Raw genomic sequence first — 17,583 nt, forward strand, 5'->3', positions numbered from 1 at the left:
TTATCAATACCTTGTTATTCGTTCGCCATTAACGCGCTTCAAAATCAATTCGAGGATCAACCCAGGTATAAGTCAGGTCGGAGATAATGCTCAGAACCAAGCCTAATAAGGTCATGATATAGAGAGAACTGAACACCACGGGATAGTCACGTTGAATGGTCGACTCAAAGCCAAGTAAACCTATGCCTTCAAGTGAAAACATCACTTCAATCAACATAGAACCCGTGAAGAAAATACTAATAAATGCGCTTGGGAAACCGGCAATAATGATCAACATTGCGTTACGGAAAACGTGCTTGTAGAGAATACTGTTCTCGTCTAAACCCTTCGCTCGTGCCGTTACTACATATTGCTTGTTGATTTCATCAAGGAAGGAGTTTTTGGTCAGCATGCTGAGCGTGGCAAAACCACCGATCACCATGGCGAAAATAGGCAAAGCTAAATGCCAGAAGTAATCACCAATTTGCTGATACCAATTGAGTTGATCGAAGTTACTCGATACTAACCCTCGCAAAGGGAACCAACTGAAGTAGTTACCGCTGGCAAATAAAATAATCAGAATGATAGCAAACAAGAAGCCAGGGACCGCATAACCGACAATCACCACCGCGCTCGACCAAATATCAAAACGAGAGCCGTGGTGTATCGCCTTCATAATGCCCAGAGGTATCGAAATCACGTAAATGATTAACGTACTCCAAAGCCCCAAAGAAATAGATACAGGCAAGCGCTCGATGATTAAATCGATAACATTACCGCCCTTAAACAGGCTTTCACCAAAGTTAAAGGTCGCGTAATTTTTCAACATCTCAAAGTAGCGAACGTGAATTGGCTTATCAAAACCAAACTGCTTTTTGATCTCTTCAACCACTTCAGGGTCCAGCCCGCGTGAGCCTTTATAGCCACTGGCAGACGCTTGATCACTCTCGCTTAAATCAACCTCTTGTCCACCACCAGAAAAGCGCTCCATAATACCGGAGTTGTGCCCTTCTAACTGCGCCACAGCCTGTTCTACTGGTCCCCCCGGCGCAATCTGAATGATGAAAAAGTTAATCGTGATGATCGCCCACAGCGTGGGGATCACCAACAACAAACGTCGAAATATATACGCAGCCATGCTAACTAACTCCTAGCGACGTTTCTCAGGAAGCAATGCCGCCTTTTCTTCTGAAATCCACCATGTATCGATACCTAAATCGTATTTAGGCAGCACATCCGGACGCTCAAACTTGTCCCACATTGCCACTCGGTATTCACCCACGTGCCATTGAGGAATGTTGTAGAAGTTCCACTGCAACACACGGTCGAGAGAGCGACCTAGCGTAAGGAGCTTTTCTGGGTTCTGTTGGTTACGTGCGATTTCTTCAGTTAACGCATCCACCACAGGGTCCATCACACCCGCTGTATTGTAAGTAGAATCAATGTAGTTAGAGTTCCAAACAATCATTAAGTTCGGACTTGGATAAGGGTTTGGCGAAAACGATGAAGAAACCATATCGAAATCTCGGTCACGAAGACGCTTGATATATTGCGTGGTATCAACCGTGCGGATCTTCATCTCGATACCCATTCGCTTAAGGTTCTTTTGAACAGGTGTAGCGATACGTTCCGTCGTTGGGCTGTAAATCAACAACTCAAACGACATTGGCTTACCAGTCTTTTCGTTAGTCATTACTTTGTCTTTTAGTACCCAACCCGCTTCCTTCAGCAGTTTAAATGCCGTGCGCATTTGACTACGAATACGACCACTGCCATCGGTGACTGGTGGTTGGTATTCTTCCGTAAACACTCGCGGTGGGATCTGGTCTTTGTACTGAGACAGAAACGCCACTTCGTCTTCACTTGGTAAGCCTTTCGCTTCATAGTCAGTGTTTTGGAAGTAACTACGAGTACGCTTGTACTGACCGTAGAACATGTTCTTATTCATCCACTCAAAGTCCATCGCATAAGTTAACGCTTCACGAACTTTAGGATCTGAGAACACTGGAGATTGAATATTGTAGACAAAGCCTTGGGTCGACTCTGGTTTCTCGTGGTTGATCTCTTCTTTGACGATATAGCCTTTGTCGAAGTTTGCGCCTGTATAAGAGTTGGCCCAGAACTTAGCTGAGTTTTCAGTACGAAGGTCAAACTCCCCTGCTTTAAAGGCTTCTAACATCACGGTGTCATCACGATAGTAATCGTACTGCACTTCCTTAAAGTTATTGCGACCCACGTTAACGGGCAAATCTGCAGCCCAATAGTTTTCATCAAGGCCGTAGGTAACACTTTGACCCGACTTATAACTGATGATCTTATAAGGACCACTGCCTACTGGCGGTTCACTTAGCGGCTCAGAGAGTTTTCTGTCTTTCCAAAAGTGCTTTGGTAACACGCGAGTGCTTTGAGCAAAGCTAAACAACTTCTCACGGTTAGGATTATTCATCTCGATACGAACAACCAAGTCAGAAACCGCGGTAACGGATTCGATGTCTTTGTAGTACACACGATATTGAGGCACACCTTCTGTCGAAAATTTCATGAAGGTAAACGCCACATCATGGGCCGTGATAGGTTGCCCATCATGGAATTTAGCATTCGGGTTGATATCGATTTCCATCCAAGAGAAATCACTCGCATAACGAACTTTGGAAGCAATCAATGGATAGTAGGCATCAATTTCATCACTCGGTGAAAACATCAAAGTATCGTAAATTTCACCTGAATAACTGGCGGCAACGCCGCGGGAACCGAATCGATTAAAGCTATCGTAGGTACCAATGCTACCGTAAGTCACTTTGCCGAATTTAGGGGCATTAGGGTTAACGTAATCGAAGTGGGTAAAATCGGCTAGGTATTTTGCTTCACCAAAACCAACCAGTTGTGTGGTTTCAATAACGGTGACAGCGGGAGTAGATGCGGTATCGGATGCGTAAGTAACGGAGGGTTGTAGAGCAATAAGCGGCAGCATGACTGCACATGAGGCTAAATTAAACCTGAAAAACTGAGTGCGCTGCGAGGCTTTGCGTCGAAGATCTGTTCCCATTTGACTCTCCCTTCAAATGTCATGAATTCAATATTCAGCTTGATTTGTCGGCTTTGAATGCATGCCGTTAAAACAAGTATAGAATCAAATCTAACATCATGTAATAACTAATAAAACCATCAACACTCTATCTCTTGCGGTTTATTTACAAATTACTCGGGACTGTTCTAAAGAAATGTCACGCGCTAACGCCATAACTGAACCTGTGGCTAGCGCGTGATTGTGTCGGATTAACTGTGCTATTAGCTACTTCACCAGATACGTGTCAAAGATAAGTTGACCTACTTCGTTGATCACCTTGTCACGCTCTTGAAGAGTGAATTCAGTTTCTGTAAGAGCGACGCTGATGATCAATGGGTCTCGATGTTCACTCCACACGATAGCCGTAATTGCGCGAGAACCATAAGCGCCCGCCCCTGATCTATCCGCAATATTCCAACCACTAGGCAAGATAGAACGAAACATTCCGTCAGACACTTTATTGCCCATCATCCAGCCTTTTAACGTCGATTTGGACGCTTGTGACAACGTATCGCCATACATCAACTCATTCAACGTCATCACAATGCTTTTTGGTGTTGTGGTATCGCGCGCATCATCTGGTCGAGCATGATTCAATTCTGGCTCTAAATGCTCAAGACGAGTATTGCTGTCTCCAATAGAACGCAGGAACTCAGTTAAGCCATTGGGCCCATCTATTCCACCTAACACAATATTTGCCGCGGTATTGTCACTCATCGTCATGGTTGCGCTACACGCATCTCTAAGTGAAATACCTTTATCGACTAGCTCTTTAGTCACCGGAGACCAAACAATGAGGTCCTCAGACTTAATGCTGACCTTTGAATCCAAATCCAGCCCTTTGTTTTCAGCGTCATAAAGAAGGTTCGCACAAGCCAGAGTTTTAAAGGTGCTCATCATCGGAAATCGCTCATCCCCCTTGTAGCTCCATGTCTGCTTGGTCGCAGAATCATAGACCGCCACACCAATACGTGCCGAAACACGAGATTCAATTTGCTCAATCGATTCAGGCGTAAGGGATTGACTCAATGACGATGTAGAGAAAAAGGTGCTCAACAATACAAGAGCGAGAGAGGTATATTTTTTCATAGTGAAACCATAAGAAAACGACCGACTGATCGTAGAGAAAATTAAACTCGATACCTTAACCGCGTCGAATGGAGAGAATTTAAGCAGAAAGCGACGACCTTCGCTAGATCAAATGAAAATAACTGACTAAATCCGAACAATATCTCCATATTTTAGATATCCTTAAAAGAGTGATTTCAATAGGATTCAACCTTGAACAAACCAAACCAAGTAACATTCTCAACGTTCAACCTTTTGAACTACCTTGAGCCGCCGAATGCTTATTATGATTTTGAGAACATCTACAGCCTCGATGAATGGCAAAAGAAACAACATTGGATTGCTGAGGCGATTCGCTCAACAGATAGCGATGTGATTGGCTTTCAAGAGATCTTCAGCCCAGAATCTTTACAGCAGCTAATGAATGAGCTCGGTTACCCCTACTTTGCCGTGGTCGATAGTGCACACGTTGAAGATGATTACCTATACACCTCCCCTGTAGTGGGTATTGCTTCCCGTTACCCGATTGAAAATGTTCAGCCTGTCACACCGGATTCGAGCCTACTTGCCGCCTTTAACCTTAGCGACAATTTTTCATTCAACCGCACGCCAGTGCACGCCACCATTGAATTACCTCACTTAGGCTCAACCGATTGTTATGTCGTACACTTTAAATCACAACGCCCAACTGAGCCAAAAGTTGAGCCAGCAGAACCCAGCGACAGTTCAGCAGAGCAAAAGCCACAAAGCGATACACTGATTAAACTTCACCAGGAACAACTAGGTTCTTGGCTATCGAGTGTTCAACGCGGTTTAGAAGCTCAACTGCTACACCAATACATTACCAATCAACGCTATCTCACCAACCAGCCCGTTGTATTGATGGGCGACTTTAACAAGCCCCTATTTAACGATGAGTTCAGAGGGCTGTTGAGCTATTCGTTGAATCGAGATGAAACCAGCCAACATTGGCTTTCACACTTTAGATTGAGAGACAGTTGGGATCTCTACCATCAATTACACGAAGAAGACTTGCTCGAACAACGTAATCCAACTCACTATTACGGCGCATCAGGCTCAGTCTTGGACTACATATTGATGTCGAACGAATTTGACTGCCAGAACTCCTCAAGTTTGATGGAAATATCACACTACACCGTGCTCGATCATCACCTGATTAACCCAAGCTTCGAACACGACCAATTCAGTACCGATCACGCTGTCGTTTCCGTCACCGCTCATATCCGCGAGGCCTAGAGTTAGACATAAAAAAGCCGCAGTCAAACACTGCGGCCTTTCCACTTCAGACAAACGGGTTGAGCCAACCGACGCCCCATTTAGAAATCGATTTACCGTTTAACAAAGTTTGAAACTTAAAAGTTGTATGTTGCGCCTAGGTAAAATGAATCAATCACGAGATCTTTATCATTTTCAAAACCTGAATCGCTCTCAATCGCAAATGCATCCGCTTCATAACCTAATCTAAAGCTAAAGTTTTCAGCCTGTTTGGGTGTGTACTCAACTCCGAAACCATAGCGAATAGCGTCACCACGATCGTCATCAAGTAACGGAAGCGACTGGTCTAAATCAATCGTCGACAAACCTACGATGCCAAAGGGGCGAATTCCATTGTCAAACGTGTAACCTAGATTAGCAACGATCGAAAATGCAGTTGGAGACCAAGTGTAAGAATCTTTGGTTAATGCATTTTTTGCAACAACGTCGCCATAATTCGTATATTGCGCCTCTAGTGCAACGATACGATTAAATTGGTATCCAGCAATTATCTTGTAAGTACGATCTTCTGCATCAACAGTAATGGGATTTGAAGAGCCCTCATAAAGCCCACCATCATCAATACCAGTTGTACCAATTGCACCACCTAAGTAGAAACCATTGTCCTCTGCCATTACACTATTTGCCACAAGTGCAGACATCATCGCGATGCTTAAAATATATTTGTTGTTCATTACTGCTTGACCTTACTTATTTCAAATCAAGATTGCTACGTCTTCCCCTGCTACACAATCTTGTCAGAGTTATCCGACACCCCGTCGAATTGGCAATCAGATTACGCTCACAGAAAACGAAAAAATAAATAAAAATATAATCACTTAGTAACTTCGAACAACAAAATCAGTAAAAACAAATAACCAACTGAATAACAAAGAAATAAAACATCTTCACTTTTCGCGAAAAATCCCACATCCATTTTCAAACCAACGGTTTTTTATATTTTTTCTCGCGTGGCTTACGTGCGCTTACTTTCAAGAGAGGTTTGATTTTGCATAATCCGCGCGCTTTAATTGCTCACTTTCGATGCACAACAAGTCATAAACCAATCTTTTCTATTCGAACAAATGAACATAAATACGATGAACCACACCATAGACTTCAGCGGCCTACTCATTGATACCAACTCTCGAACGATTACCAACCAGCAAGGTAACCGTATTGCATTACGCCCTCAGTTATTGGCTGTGCTCTGTCTACTAGTAGAGAACGTAGGAAAGCCAATCACTAAAGAACATATTATTGATGAGTGTTGGGAGGGAGAGCTCTCATCACCTCACGCCCTAGCTAACGTTATTTATAACCTGCGTAACGTATTCGCTCGCTTAAGAACGCCTCATATCCAAATTCTCACAGTCACCAAGTTTGGTTACGCTCTATCAATAAAAGAAGGTAAACTCGTTTAGGCTTTGCCCTATTGGAGCCAACGGTAAAGCCACACATCGAGTAAACCTGTTCCTAGCTTTGCCAACGTTCGGGCTCCACAAAAACGAACCAAGCCCCCTACTTCCCGCGAATTTATGCAATCAATCACGGTGATTGAGATCACCAAAAAACGCCTCATCGAAACGTTTCGATGATCATTATCACACTCTAAGAAGGTTAAAGGTGCAAATGATAAATCACACACTATTATCACTATCGAAACGTTTCGATGGCTTTTCTTGAGTTGTTCCTCATCCCATCAAACGTGTTTTTTCGATAGGTCGTGATATGAAAAAAAGTACTCTTATAAACTCTGAACTCTCCTACTTAGTGGCGACTCTTGGCCACACAGACGAAATTACGATTTGTGATGCAGGGCTGCCGATTCCAGATCATGTTTCTCGTATAGACCTAGCTTTAACTCACGGTGTTCCAAGCTTTGCTCAGACCGTCAAAACCATGCTTGATGAATCTCAAATTGAAGGTGTGGTTATCGCGGAAGAATTCGCAAAAGTAAGCCCAGAGCATCATGCAGCGCTGATTGATCAAATCAAAACAGAAGAAGCGCGTTGTGGTAAAGAAATTGCGATTACTTACATCACTCATGAAGAATTTAAACAGCGCACTCATGAAAGCCGCGCTGTGATTCGTACCGGTGAATGCACACCTTACGCGAATGTCATTTTCCAAGCTGGTGTAACGTTTTAGCTCAAGCGAAACATAACGACAGCCCAGCGTGATAGCTGAAAGACAGAATAACCAAATACAACTGGCCCCGAGTAAAGGAACCGACATGACTCAAGCCATTTTAGAACTTAGCTCAATTGAGAAGGCCTTCCCTGGTGTGAAAGCACTAGACAAGGCAAGCCTCAACGTTTACCCAGGACGCGTGATGGCGTTAATGGGCGAAAACGGTGCAGGTAAATCAACCCTCATGAAAGTGCTGACAGGTATTTATCACTTGGATGGCGGCACTATCGCATACCAAGGTAAGCCTGCTGCATTCAAAGGGCCTCGTGACTCTCAACAAGCTGGTATCAGTATCATTCACCAAGAACTGAACCTGATCCCAGAGCTGACCATCGCCGAGAACATCTTCTTAGGTCGTGAAATCACCGGCACCATGGGTCGAATCTTGTGGAACGAGATGTACCAAGAAGCCGACAAGCTACTGAAGCGCCTAAACGTAAAACACAGTTCAAAAACGCCGCTTGGCGAACTGAGCCTAGGCGAGCAGCAAATGGTAGAGATTGCAAAAGCCCTATCGTTTGAATCTAAGGTCATCATCATGGATGAACCAACAGATGCCCTAACCGATACTGAAACCGAATCTCTGTTCAAAGTAATCAACGAGCTACGTGATGAAGGCTGCGGCATTGTTTACATTTCTCACCGCTTGAAAGAGATCTTCGAGGTCTGTGACGACATCACTGTACTTCGTGACGGCAAGTTCATTGGTCAGTGCGAAGTAAAAGATACTGACGAAGACGGCCTAATCGAAATGATGGTTGGTCGTAAGCTCGACGAACAATACCCTCGCATCGCACCAAGTCATGGTGAAACTTGCTTGGAAGTGATTGGTTTAACGGGTTCTGGTGTTCATGACGTTAGCTTTACCCTAAAGCGCGGTGAAATCCTAGGTGTATCAGGGCTAATGGGTGCTGGTCGTACGGAGTTGATGAAAGTGATTTACGGTGCCCTTCCAAGTGAGCGCGGCGTTATCAATTTAGAAAATAAAACCATCAACCCTGTGAGCCCTAAAGATGGCCTTGCTAATGGCATCGCTTACATCTCTGAAGACCGTAAAGGTGACGGCTTAGTGCTTGGGCTTTCAGTGAAAGAGAACATGTCTCTTTGTTCACTGGACCTACTGACCAAAAGCGGTCAAATCCAACACAAAGACGAAGTGATCGCAGTGGATGACTTCATCAAGCTATTCAACATCAAAACCCCTACTCGCGAGCAAATCATTGGCAACCTTTCTGGTGGTAACCAGCAGAAAGTCGCTATCGCTAAAGGCTTGATGACCAAACCAAAAGTACTGATCCTCGACGAGCCAACCCGTGGTGTCGATGTCGGTGCGAAAAAAGAGATTTACCAACTCATTAATAAGTTTAAAGCCGACGGCATGAGCATCATTTTGGTGTCCTCTGAAATGCCAGAAGTATTAGGAATGAGTGACCGCATCATGGTGATGCATGAAGGCCGCATCAGCGGTGAATTTGACGCTAAAGAAGCAAACCAAGAATTATTACTGGCGTGTGCGGTCGGTAAAAAGATTAACGAGGACGCAGCATGAGTACCAAAACCATGAGCAAAACAACTGAAACTGAAGCGCCGAAGAAAAAGCCGTTTATCAGCAAAGAGTGGCTGATTGATCAAAAGTCATTGATTGCTTTGATCTTCCTGATTGTTGTCGTTTCTTTCTTAAACCCGAACTTTTTTACTGTCGACAACATCCTAAACATTCTGCGCCAAACGTCGGTTAACGCAATCATCGCTGTAGGTATGACGCTGGTTATCTTAACCGCAGGTATCGACTTGAGTGTTGGTTCTGTACTGGCGCTTTGTGGTGCATTCGCTGCCAGTATGATTGGCATGGAAATCCCTGTGATGGTGGCTGTACCAACCGCTCTTGTAGCAGGCGCAGCATTAGGTGCAATCAGTGGTGTGATCATCGCGAAAGGTAAGGTTCAAGCCTTCATCGCAACGCTAGTAACCATGACACTACTGCGTGGTGTAACCATGGTTTACACCGACGGTCGCCCTATCTCAACAGGCTTTACTGACACAGCAGACGCATTCGCTTGGTTCGGTACAGGCTACGCAATGGGTGTACCAGTTCCAGTTTGGATCATGGTCGTAGTATTCGCATCCGTTTGGTACCTACTTAACCACACACGCTTTGGCCGTTACGTTTACGCACTTGGCGGCAACGAATCAGCAACTCGCCTATCAGGCATCGACGTAGACAAAGTAAAAATTGGCGTTTACGCAATCTGTGGTCTGTTAGCAGCAGTAGCGGGCATCATCGTGGCTTCTCGTTTGTCATCGGCTCAACCAACCGCAGGTATGGGTTATGAGCTAGACGCTATCGCAGCTGTGGTTCTTGGCGGTACAAGCTTAGCTGGCGGTCGTGGTCGCATCATGGGCACATTGATTGGTGCACTGATTATTGGCTTCCTGAACAACGCCCTAAACCTATTAGACGTTTCTTCTTACTACCAGATGATTGCAAAAGCAGTGGTTATTCTTCTGGCAGTACTGGTCGACAACAAAAACAAATAAGACTCTAGTTTGAGTCAATGCAACACCCTGCTTTTTCAACAGAAAAGCATCAATAAATAACAAACATTAAATCTATAAATAATGTAACAACGAGCTAGGACTCACCTCCTAGCTCACCCTACACAAAGGACTTACACCATGAAAAAATTAGCGACTCTTATTTCTGCTGCTCTGCTTTCTACAACGGTATCTGTGTCTGCACAGGCGCAAGATACAATGGCAATCGTTCTGTCTACATTGAACAACCCATTCTTTGTGACCATGAAAGATGGCGCAGAAGCGAAAGCTGAAGAGCTAGGCTACAAGCTTATCGTTCTTGATTCTCAAAACGACCCAAGCAAAGAGCTGTCGAACATTGAAGATCTAACCATTCGTGGTGTTAAAGCAATCCTGATCAACCCAACAGATTCAGATGCTGTGTCTAACGCAATTCGCATGGCTAACCGCTCTAACATCCCAGTACTAACGCTAGACCGTGGTGCAAGCCGTGGTGACGTAGTGAGCCACATAGCTTCTGATAACGTAATCGGTGGTGAAATGGCGGGTCACTTCATCATGGAAAAAGTGGGCGAAAAAGCGAAAGTAATCCAACTTGAAGGTATCGCTGGTACTTCTGCAGCTCGTGAACGTGGTGAAGGCTTCATGAACGCAGTAAACGGCAGCGGCCTTGAGCTTCTTGCAAGCCAACCTGCTGACTTCGACCGTACTAAAGGTCTGAACGTAATGGAAAACCTACTTGCAGCTAACCCAGACGTTGAAGCAGTATTCGCTCAGAACGATGAAATGGCTCTAGGTGCACTACGCGCAGTTCAAGCATCTGGTAAAGACGTAATGATCGTTGGCTTCGACGGAACAGACGACGGCATCGCTGCTGTTAACCGTGGCCTACTTGGCGCAACCGTTGCACAACAACCAGACCTAATCGGTTCTCTAAGTATCGAGATGGCTGACAAAGTATTGAAAGACGAAAAAGTAGACGAGTACGTACCAGTACCTCTAAAAATCATCGCTAAATAATCGATGCTAAACGAGTAATACAAAGCAGGGAGTCCCCTATCTCCCTGCTTGCTTTACTCAATCGCTCATTTACTCACTGGCTCAAAGCAAAAAGCAAAAAGCAAAAACCGACAGTGCATCGCTGTTTCTCATTCCTCTATCGCGACTGACGACTCTACGTGACTCGAATAGTTAGCAATGAGAAAGACCCATGCATTTTCAAATACGATATATCATAAGGCTCGTATCATGACTCAACTGATTGTTTTAGGTAGCGTTAACGCTGACCACGTACTGCAAGTTCCTTCGTTCCCTCGTCCGGGTGAAACCTTGATTGGCGGTAACTATCAGGTCATCCCTGGCGGTAAAGGCGCAAACCAAGCGGTCGCTGCAGCGCGATTAAACGCAGATATCGGCTTTATTGCCTGTGTCGGTGACGACCCGTTTGGTATCAATATTCGTCAAGATTTCGCTAACGATGGAATCAATATCGATGGTGTCATCGTGGCAGAGAACACGCCTACGGGCATCGCGATGATCCAAGTATCAGCAGCGGGTGAAAACAGCATTTGTCTTTCTCCAGAAGCGAACAACAAGCTAACTTGCGAACAAATCGAACCACACCTAGAGAAGATCCGCGGCGCGAAATTCCTTCTAACTCAATTGGAAACTCCTATCGAAGGCATTGAATACGCAGCGAGAACCGCTAAAGAGAGCGGCACTCACGTGATTCTAAACCCGGCCCCTGCTCGCCCATTATCGGATACGTTATTAGCGTGTGTAGACGTGATTACGCCAAACGAAACCGAAGCAGAAGTGCTAACAGGCGTGACCGTAACCGACAGCGCGTCTGCGCACCAAGCATCTTTGGCTCTGCATGCGAAAGGCATCGAGACAGTAATGATCACGCTTGGCGCTAAGGGGGTATGGGTAAGTAGACACGGTGAAGGTGAACTGATAGCAGGCTTCCGCGTTGAAGCGACTGATACAACCGCAGCTGGTGATACCTTCAACGGTGCATTAGTTACCGGCTTACTTGAAGACATGCCAATGGAGCGTGCGATTAAATTTGCCCACGCTGCGGCGGCAATTTCAGTGACTCGCTTTGGCGCTCAAACCTCAATTCCAAGCCGCGCCGAAGCCGATACGTTTTTAGCAGAGCAATTGTCTGCCTAATAGGTTGAAGCTTAATTAAGTTATGTAACAACAAATAACTAAACATAAGCCTCTGTTTTCAGGCAGAATATCGCTCAACGTGGATAAGTGACTCCCACAAGGATTTTTTATGGCAACAATGAAAGACATCGCTAAGCTCGCAAAGGTATCTACTTCTACGGTAAGCCATGTGATTAACAAGTCGCGTTTTGTCAGTGAAGAGATAGCTGAGCGTGTCAACAATGCCGCGAGAGAGCTTAACTATGCGCCTTCTGCATTAGCTCGTAGCTTGAAGATGAAGCAAACCAAAACGCTTGGCATGCTAGTGACAACTTCTACCAACCCATTCTTTGGTGAAGTAGTAAAAGGTGTTGAACGTCGTTGTTATGAAAAAGGCTACAACCTTATCTTGTGTAACACCGAAGGCGATAGCGAACGTATGAAATCGTCTATCGATACACTGCTACAAAAGCGTGTCGATGGCTTAATGCTGATGTGCTCTACCCTTGAAGGCGAGCATATCGACGTATTCGAGCGTTACCCAGAACTGCCTGTTGTAGTGATGGATTGGGGCCCAATGCTGTTTGCGAGCGACAAGATTCAAGACAACTCGCATCAAGGTGGCTACATGGCGACCAAACACCTGATTGATAACGGCCACTCTCACATTGGCTGTATCACAGGTCCGCTACATCGCAACCAAGCATCATCGCGTTACCAAGGCTTCAAACAAGCGATGGAAGAAGCGGGATTAGAAATCAACGCTGATTGGATTGTCGAATCGAACTTCGAGTGCGATGGCGGCTTTGATTCGTACCAGACACTAAAATCTCGTGGCAAAATGCCGAGTGCACTGTTTGTAAGCAACGACATGATGGCAATGGGCGTGATTCACGCAGCAGCGCAGGATGGCACATCAATACCCAATGATCTCTCAATCATTGGCTACGATGACATCCACTTGTCTAAATACATGACACCGGCATTAAGCACCGTCCACCAGCCAAAACACCGCTTAGGTAAAGCAGCCGTTGATACACTGTTGAGTCGCTTACAAACACCAGACGCCTACCCACAGGTCGTCGAGTTAGAACCGACCCTAGTAGAGCGAAGCAGCGTAAAAGCAGTTTAACCCACAGCTACCCAACCCCAGAACAAAGAGCCAGCTTATCCAGTTGGCTTTTTTTCTTTAGCTTTAAGTTTGAGCTTTCAGCTCATTAGCCATGAATAAGTGTCGTCCATCAAACTGTACCCTCCGCCTTTCTGATAGATAAAACCTAACAATTTTTTATTCCATCACCTGAGGTTCTGGCAACACAGGCGGCGTGCTGTCCATGTAAGTTAAGAAGCTTTCCCACACCTCATGTGTGCGTTGCTTGGTTAACTTGGTCTTACAAGAAAGCGCCATCAGCCCACGAATTGAACCGTCGCGCCATTGGGTATATACAGAATCACAATGCGCTGTCATATAAGCTTGCCAGCTCTCCTGCGCCCCCTTAATGGCATCCACCAACTCTGTATCCTTAGCATTGTGTTCAAAGCTGGCTGCTAAGTATTCCTCTAGCTCTATCTGTGCAGCTTCAAGTTCAAGTGCAGCACAGTGGTTTATCTCTAGCGTGTTCATCGCATTGTCGCAATCGACCACACCGTCAGAAGCAGATACTACCCAAGGTACACACGCTAATAATACAACCGATAAAACCTTTTTCATTATTGCTCTCCCTAATTCAAAAGCACGTGTATGCGCCCTCTTAAAGCCAAGCGTTGCGAATCCTAATAGCATGGGACACCAATTGTTGATAACTACGTTTAGGGTTATGCCCAAAGACCACAAAAGCATACAACCAAATAACAAGAGACATGGCAAACAAACCTGACTGGAAACCATGTAGGTAAACCTCTGGTAGCAAGTCGACTACCTTCTGATAATTCTCCATAGAGATGGTTGTTTTACTGCTGATCAACTCATACGTTAAACTTATTGGCATCACTAGAGCCCAAACTAAAAACCAAGACACACTAGCGACAGGCGCCAAACTCAGTAGCGGCTTAAATTGCCTAACTGGAAAAATGAAATACAAAAGCATAATCAGATACAGAACAGCTAAAAATAAGCTCCACGCATTAACACTGACTTCAAAAATCCGATATCGTACATCGACGTACATGGTTAAAACTACCGCTCCCAATACAGCAAGCGATAATAACTTTCCCATATACTTGGTTCTAGAAAACCTAATAAGTACATAGCCAATCACAAGAAGAAAGCACGAGAGCCAAACTAACACTTCTGGATCAGTATCAAAAAGACGAGGCGTTGCGGTATTAGACAAGATAAAGATCGCGTAGGTAGGGGCGATCATCAAATAGGCAATGAACACACGTACCAACATCCAAATCATTTTTTTTATCATTACGCTCAAACCCACCCAATTGCGTTATTTCAAAAGCTATAGCTCTCAATTTCATACTACAAGCCCGAAAGACTTCGGTTCATAAAAACCTGAAAAGTACTGAGCAACAAACGACACACTTAACCTTGAAAGTATTTCTAACACTATGATTTTTAAAGTAAGACTATAAAACATGCGATTTCAATCCACAACACATGCGTACATTCACAATAATTATTATTTCTCTTGATAACTAATCGTTAAATTTATAAATTAAATCGAATGCTCATACACTCGGTAACGCTTCTCCAATTATGGATATCAAGTACCAACATTTTGCCAAAACCACATTCTACTTTGCCATCTCTTTCGTTTTGTCGATGGCATTGCTCATCCCTTTTACACCGTCTCACTATCATACGCTAACCGAAGAGTCTTCACAGTTAGTGGAAATCAGGCTTCAAGAGATCCAAGCTCGATTTGGTAGCTTTCTCGCAGAGATAACACCCGACCTGTCTTGTGATGCTATCGTGACCGAGCTTCGTCAGAATGTATTCAATGCCGATTGGGTGAAAGAAGCCGCTGTATTCAATAAACATAACCGTTTTTACTGCTCTACCACCGATGGCGAGGTGTCATTTCGCCTCTATAGCAGCATCCGAGAAAGGCTCAATGACGATCCAAACTTAACCACCTTATCGTACTCCAACGCTGCAATTACCAAGGTGCAGTCCATCATGCTGATTTTCTCGGACAAAGAGCAGGCGGGAGTAAGCCTGATGATACCGCCACACTTCATCTACGACCTTGTGGAGTCAAACCTGAGCAGCCATGGAATCAACTCAAAAGTAGAAGTGATAAAAAGAGATATTCACCCGACCGATCCCGGTGTGTACTTTTCGAAGGTTCGCATACAATCAGAGGCCTACCCTCTGGCTATAACCTCCTACATCGGGCACCAGTACTACATCAACTTCTTAATGAGCTTCTCTTGGTTTGGGTTTCTTATGGCGGGAATCACCACCATTTGTTTGCTCTCCGCTAAGCATAAAAAGCAGAGCCAACGCAGTTTAGAATATTCCCTCTCTAGCGCTCTGAAAAACAAACACCTGCAAGTTCACATGCAGCCTATTGTTGACCAGAAAACTACCCAAATCGTGGGCTGTGAGTCACTGTTAAGGTGGAACCACCCGATTGAAGGCAACGTATCGCCCGCTATTTTCATACCGCTCGCAGAGAAGCTAGGTTTGATAGAAGAGCTGACGTACTTTGTGCTACGCGAAGTATTGAAAACCATCAAACATAATCAAGACCTTTTCGAAGACAAATACATCAGCGTCAACATCAGCCGAAACGTCGTGTCTAACAGTAACTTCGCCCACAAAGTATCAGGGATTTTCAAAAGAAACCCTGATATTTTAAAGCAGGTGGTGTTTGAAGTAACCGAAGATGGTGAGTGCTCAGACGCGGATATGGCAAAGATAAAAGAGAACCTAACCAAGCTAGCGAACATGGGCGTGAAAGTCGCAATTGATGACTTTGGTACGGGCTACTCAGGGTTAGATTTCGTAAGGCAATTTCCGTTCAGCATCCTCAAAATTGATCGCGTCTTCGTGCAGAACATTTCAGACGAATCCAGCTTTGGTGTTCCTTTGCTAGAGTCCATGCTGCAACTGTCCCGTACTTTAGGCATGCAGGTTATCGTGGAAGGCGTAGAGTATGAATCGCAAGTGAAAGTCTTGTCTAAGTTAGGTGTCGACTATATCCAAGGTTTCTATTTCTATAAGCCGATGCCAATCAACCTAACCATCGGCCTGCTCAGGCAGCAACAGCACATAGCCACCACTCATGAGTATCACATCTCGCCAACCTAACCGATGAATGTAAACCGATTAGAGGGCGCCGTTACTGGCGCCCTTTTAAAATGACTTTCATAAAACCAACACTTAGCACTGGCGTTAAGTGCCAAATGGTGGGGCGCCAAGCATTAAGCATCAGATCAACTGTCGTGTTTCGCCGATCGTTCAGCAAGCACTTCTTTGAATGCGAACATCCCATTCAGCGCAGCAGGGAAACCAGCGTACACAGACATCTGAATGATCACCTCTTTGATCTCTTCTTCACTGCAACCCACATTAAGCGCCGCATTCAAATGCACTTTAAGTTGCGGGGCGCAGTTGCCTAGTGCGGTTAACGCTGCCACCGTCGCAATCTCGCGAGATTTCAAATCCAAGCCTTTGCGAGCATAGATATCACCAAAAGGATACTCGATGGTATATTTGGCTAAATCAGGGCAAATGTCTTGCAGGCTTTCGATAACATTTTGCCCAGCTTCACCATCAATCTGTTTGAGCAGTTCTAGCCCTTTTTCAAAACGTGACGTGTTCATTGTGTTGCTCCTATGTATTGAATAGGAGCGCAGCATACAAGTTAGAGTTCACTCTAAGTCAACGCACTTTTCCATCTTTATACAGGTCAATTTTGTCTTCCAGAGCGGAAAGATGAGATTGCTGCTGCGCAATATGCGCTTTTAAACTCTGTTGGTGCTGTTCTAGCAAAGCTTGACGTTCAAGCACCGTGCTGCTGCCCTGCTCCCTTAATCGAGCGTATTCCAATATCTCTTCGAGTGGCATCGCCGTTTCTTTTAGGCGAATGACAAACTCAAGCCACTTTACGTCTTTCGCGGTATACACTCGGTGCCCACTGCTATTACGCTGAACATTTTTAAGCAAACCGATTTTTTCATAGTACCTAAGCGTATGAGCCGACAAACCCACCAAGCTAGAAAACGCCTTCATGTTCATGGTTTTACTTCCTTAACAGCCGAATAAGCGAATAAGCGAATACGTTATTTTGGGTAAAGAATACTAACCTCCAAACCAGAAATCATCATCAAAGAAACCCCAGTCCTAGAAGCAC

17 protein-coding genes are annotated in these 17,583 nt (G+C 44.8%); 9 read left to right on the forward strand and 8 right to left on the reverse strand.

The annotated features are described in order from the left end of the window. Positions 1-28: 28 nt before the first annotated feature. The 3 genes from OCV52_RS17540 to bla form a co-directional block, all read right to left on the reverse strand. Positions 29-1,117 (reverse strand): microcin C ABC transporter permease YejB, encoded by a 1,089-nt coding sequence (locus OCV52_RS17540; protein WP_061031098.1) that lies wholly within the window; start codon positions 1,115-1,117, stop codon positions 29-31. A gap of 12 nt (positions 1,118-1,129) precedes the next feature. Continuing rightward, positions 1,130-3,025 (reverse strand): extracellular solute-binding protein, encoded by a 1,896-nt coding sequence (locus tag OCV52_RS17545; protein WP_137407645.1) that lies wholly within the window; start codon positions 3,023-3,025, stop codon positions 1,130-1,132. A gap of 246 nt (positions 3,026-3,271) precedes the next feature. Then, the gene (gene bla, locus OCV52_RS17550) at positions 3,272-4,135 is read right to left on the reverse strand and encodes a class A beta-lactamase (RefSeq protein WP_137407644.1); all 864 of its coding nucleotides are present in this window, start codon (positions 4,133-4,135) and stop codon (positions 3,272-3,274) included. Positions 4,136-4,327: 192 nt separating this feature from the next. On the opposite strand from bla, the gene OCV52_RS17555 reads away from it, so the two are divergent. Next, positions 4,328-5,371, forward strand: coding sequence for an endonuclease/exonuclease/phosphatase family protein (locus OCV52_RS17555; protein WP_137407643.1), 1,044 nt, complete (start codon positions 4,328-4,330; stop codon positions 5,369-5,371). Positions 5,372-5,487: 116 nt separating this feature from the next. On the opposite strand, the gene OCV52_RS17560 is transcribed toward OCV52_RS17555, so the two are convergent. After that, positions 5,488-6,084 (reverse strand): porin family protein, encoded by a 597-nt coding sequence (locus tag OCV52_RS17560; protein ID WP_137407642.1) that lies wholly within the window; start codon positions 6,082-6,084, stop codon positions 5,488-5,490. Between the two features lie 405 nt (positions 6,085-6,489). Here OCV52_RS17560 and OCV52_RS17565 point away from each other — a divergent pair, with 405 nt between their 5' ends. The 7 genes from OCV52_RS17565 (at position 6,490) to OCV52_RS17595 (ending at position 13,403) form a co-directional block, all read left to right on the forward strand. After that, on the forward strand, positions 6,490-6,813 hold the full coding sequence (locus tag OCV52_RS17565) for a winged helix-turn-helix domain-containing protein (RefSeq protein WP_137407641.1): 324 nt from the start codon (positions 6,490-6,492) through the stop codon (positions 6,811-6,813). Positions 6,814-7,120: 307 nt separating this feature from the next. Then, on the forward strand, positions 7,121-7,540 hold the full coding sequence (gene rbsD / locus OCV52_RS17570; RefSeq protein ID WP_105058081.1) for a D-ribose pyranase: 420 nt from the start codon (positions 7,121-7,123) through the stop codon (positions 7,538-7,540). A gap of 85 nt (positions 7,541-7,625) precedes the next feature. Then, positions 7,626-9,131 (forward strand): ribose ABC transporter ATP-binding protein RbsA, encoded by a 1,506-nt coding sequence (gene rbsA / locus OCV52_RS17575; protein WP_137407640.1) that lies wholly within the window; start codon positions 7,626-7,628, stop codon positions 9,129-9,131. Then, positions 9,128-10,120, forward strand: a complete 993-nt coding sequence (gene rbsC, locus OCV52_RS17580; RefSeq protein WP_137407639.1) for a ribose ABC transporter permease — start codon at positions 9,128-9,130, stop codon at positions 10,118-10,120. Before rbsA ends, rbsC begins: the two co-directional genes overlap by 4 nt. Before the next feature lie 138 nt (positions 10,121-10,258). Continuing rightward, on the forward strand, positions 10,259-11,137 hold the full coding sequence (rbsB, locus tag OCV52_RS17585) for a ribose ABC transporter substrate-binding protein RbsB (RefSeq protein WP_137407638.1): 879 nt from the start codon (positions 10,259-10,261) through the stop codon (positions 11,135-11,137). Between the two features lie 228 nt (positions 11,138-11,365). Beyond that, positions 11,366-12,292 (forward strand): ribokinase, encoded by a 927-nt coding sequence (gene rbsK, locus OCV52_RS17590; protein WP_137407637.1) that lies wholly within the window; start codon positions 11,366-11,368, stop codon positions 12,290-12,292. A gap of 109 nt (positions 12,293-12,401) precedes the next feature. Continuing rightward, positions 12,402-13,403, forward strand: a complete 1,002-nt coding sequence (locus OCV52_RS17595) for a substrate-binding domain-containing protein (protein WP_004739464.1) — start codon at positions 12,402-12,404, stop codon at positions 13,401-13,403. 156 nt (positions 13,404-13,559) lie between these two features. On the opposite strand, the gene OCV52_RS17600 is transcribed toward OCV52_RS17595, so the two are convergent. Further along, the gene (locus tag OCV52_RS17600; protein ID WP_137407636.1) at positions 13,560-13,982 is read right to left on the reverse strand and encodes a lysozyme inhibitor LprI family protein; all 423 of its coding nucleotides are present in this window, start codon (positions 13,980-13,982) and stop codon (positions 13,560-13,562) included. A 40-nt stretch (positions 13,983-14,022) separates the two neighbouring features. Then, the gene (locus OCV52_RS17605) at positions 14,023-14,685 is read right to left on the reverse strand and encodes a hypothetical protein (RefSeq protein WP_198779111.1); all 663 of its coding nucleotides are present in this window, start codon (positions 14,683-14,685) and stop codon (positions 14,023-14,025) included. A 293-nt stretch (positions 14,686-14,978) separates the two neighbouring features. On the opposite strand from OCV52_RS17605, the gene OCV52_RS17610 reads away from it, so the two are divergent. Further along, positions 14,979-16,538, forward strand: coding sequence for an EAL domain-containing protein (locus tag OCV52_RS17610; RefSeq protein WP_137407634.1), 1,560 nt, complete (start codon positions 14,979-14,981; stop codon positions 16,536-16,538). 125 nt (positions 16,539-16,663) lie between these two features. On the opposite strand, the gene OCV52_RS17615 is transcribed toward OCV52_RS17610, so the two are convergent. Beyond that, entirely contained in the window at positions 16,664-17,053 is a 390-nt protein-coding gene (locus tag OCV52_RS17615) for a carboxymuconolactone decarboxylase family protein (protein WP_102424927.1), read from the reverse strand. Positions 17,054-17,111: 58 nt separating this feature from the next. Continuing rightward, the gene (locus OCV52_RS17620) at positions 17,112-17,468 is read right to left on the reverse strand and encodes a MerR family transcriptional regulator (protein WP_102424926.1); all 357 of its coding nucleotides are present in this window, start codon (positions 17,466-17,468) and stop codon (positions 17,112-17,114) included. Positions 17,469-17,583 lie beyond the last annotated feature (115 nt).

The sequence above is a fragment of the Vibrio chagasii genome (assembly GCF_024347355.1).
In the GTDB taxonomy this organism is placed as follows: domain Bacteria; phylum Pseudomonadota; class Gammaproteobacteria; order Enterobacterales; family Vibrionaceae; genus Vibrio; species Vibrio chagasii.

What these genes read in the sequence shown, in the direction of transcription:
- rbsD (WP_105058081.1), top strand. Translation starts at nt 7,121, where the DNA reads ATGAAAAAAAGTACTCTTATAAACTCTGAACTCTCCTACTTAGTGGCG.
- rbsA (WP_137407640.1), top strand. Translation starts at nt 7,626, where the DNA reads ATGACTCAAGCCATTTTAGAACTTAGCTCAATTGAGAAGGCCTTCCCT.
- OCV52_RS17560 (WP_137407642.1), bottom strand. Translation starts at nt 6,084, where the DNA reads ATGAACAACAAATATATTTTAAGCATCGCGATGATGTCTGCACTTGTG.
- OCV52_RS17620 (WP_102424926.1), bottom strand. Translation starts at nt 17,468, where the DNA reads ATGAACATGAAGGCGTTTTCTAGCTTGGTGGGTTTGTCGGCTCATACG.
- OCV52_RS17615 (WP_102424927.1), bottom strand. Translation starts at nt 17,053, where the DNA reads ATGAACACGTCACGTTTTGAAAAAGGGCTAGAACTGCTCAAACAGATT.
- OCV52_RS17605 (WP_198779111.1), bottom strand. Translation starts at nt 14,685, where the DNA reads ATGATAAAAAAAATGATTTGGATGTTGGTACGTGTGTTCATTGCCTAT.
- OCV52_RS17545 (WP_137407645.1), bottom strand. Translation starts at nt 3,025, where the DNA reads ATGGGAACAGATCTTCGACGCAAAGCCTCGCAGCGCACTCAGTTTTTC.
- rbsC (WP_137407639.1), top strand. Translation starts at nt 9,128, where the DNA reads ATGAGTACCAAAACCATGAGCAAAACAACTGAAACTGAAGCGCCGAAG.
- OCV52_RS17600 (WP_137407636.1), bottom strand. Translation starts at nt 13,982, where the DNA reads ATGAAAAAGGTTTTATCGGTTGTATTATTAGCGTGTGTACCTTGGGTA.
- OCV52_RS17565 (WP_137407641.1), top strand. Translation starts at nt 6,490, where the DNA reads ATGAACCACACCATAGACTTCAGCGGCCTACTCATTGATACCAACTCT.
- OCV52_RS17595 (WP_004739464.1), top strand. Translation starts at nt 12,402, where the DNA reads ATGGCAACAATGAAAGACATCGCTAAGCTCGCAAAGGTATCTACTTCT.
- rbsB (WP_137407638.1), top strand. Translation starts at nt 10,259, where the DNA reads ATGAAAAAATTAGCGACTCTTATTTCTGCTGCTCTGCTTTCTACAACG.
- rbsK (WP_137407637.1), top strand. Translation starts at nt 11,366, where the DNA reads ATGACTCAACTGATTGTTTTAGGTAGCGTTAACGCTGACCACGTACTG.
- OCV52_RS17540 (WP_061031098.1), bottom strand. Translation starts at nt 1,117, where the DNA reads ATGGCTGCGTATATATTTCGACGTTTGTTGTTGGTGATCCCCACGCTG.
- OCV52_RS17610 (WP_137407634.1), top strand. Translation starts at nt 14,979, where the DNA reads ATGGATATCAAGTACCAACATTTTGCCAAAACCACATTCTACTTTGCC.
- bla (WP_137407644.1), bottom strand. Translation starts at nt 4,135, where the DNA reads ATGAAAAAATATACCTCTCTCGCTCTTGTATTGTTGAGCACCTTTTTC.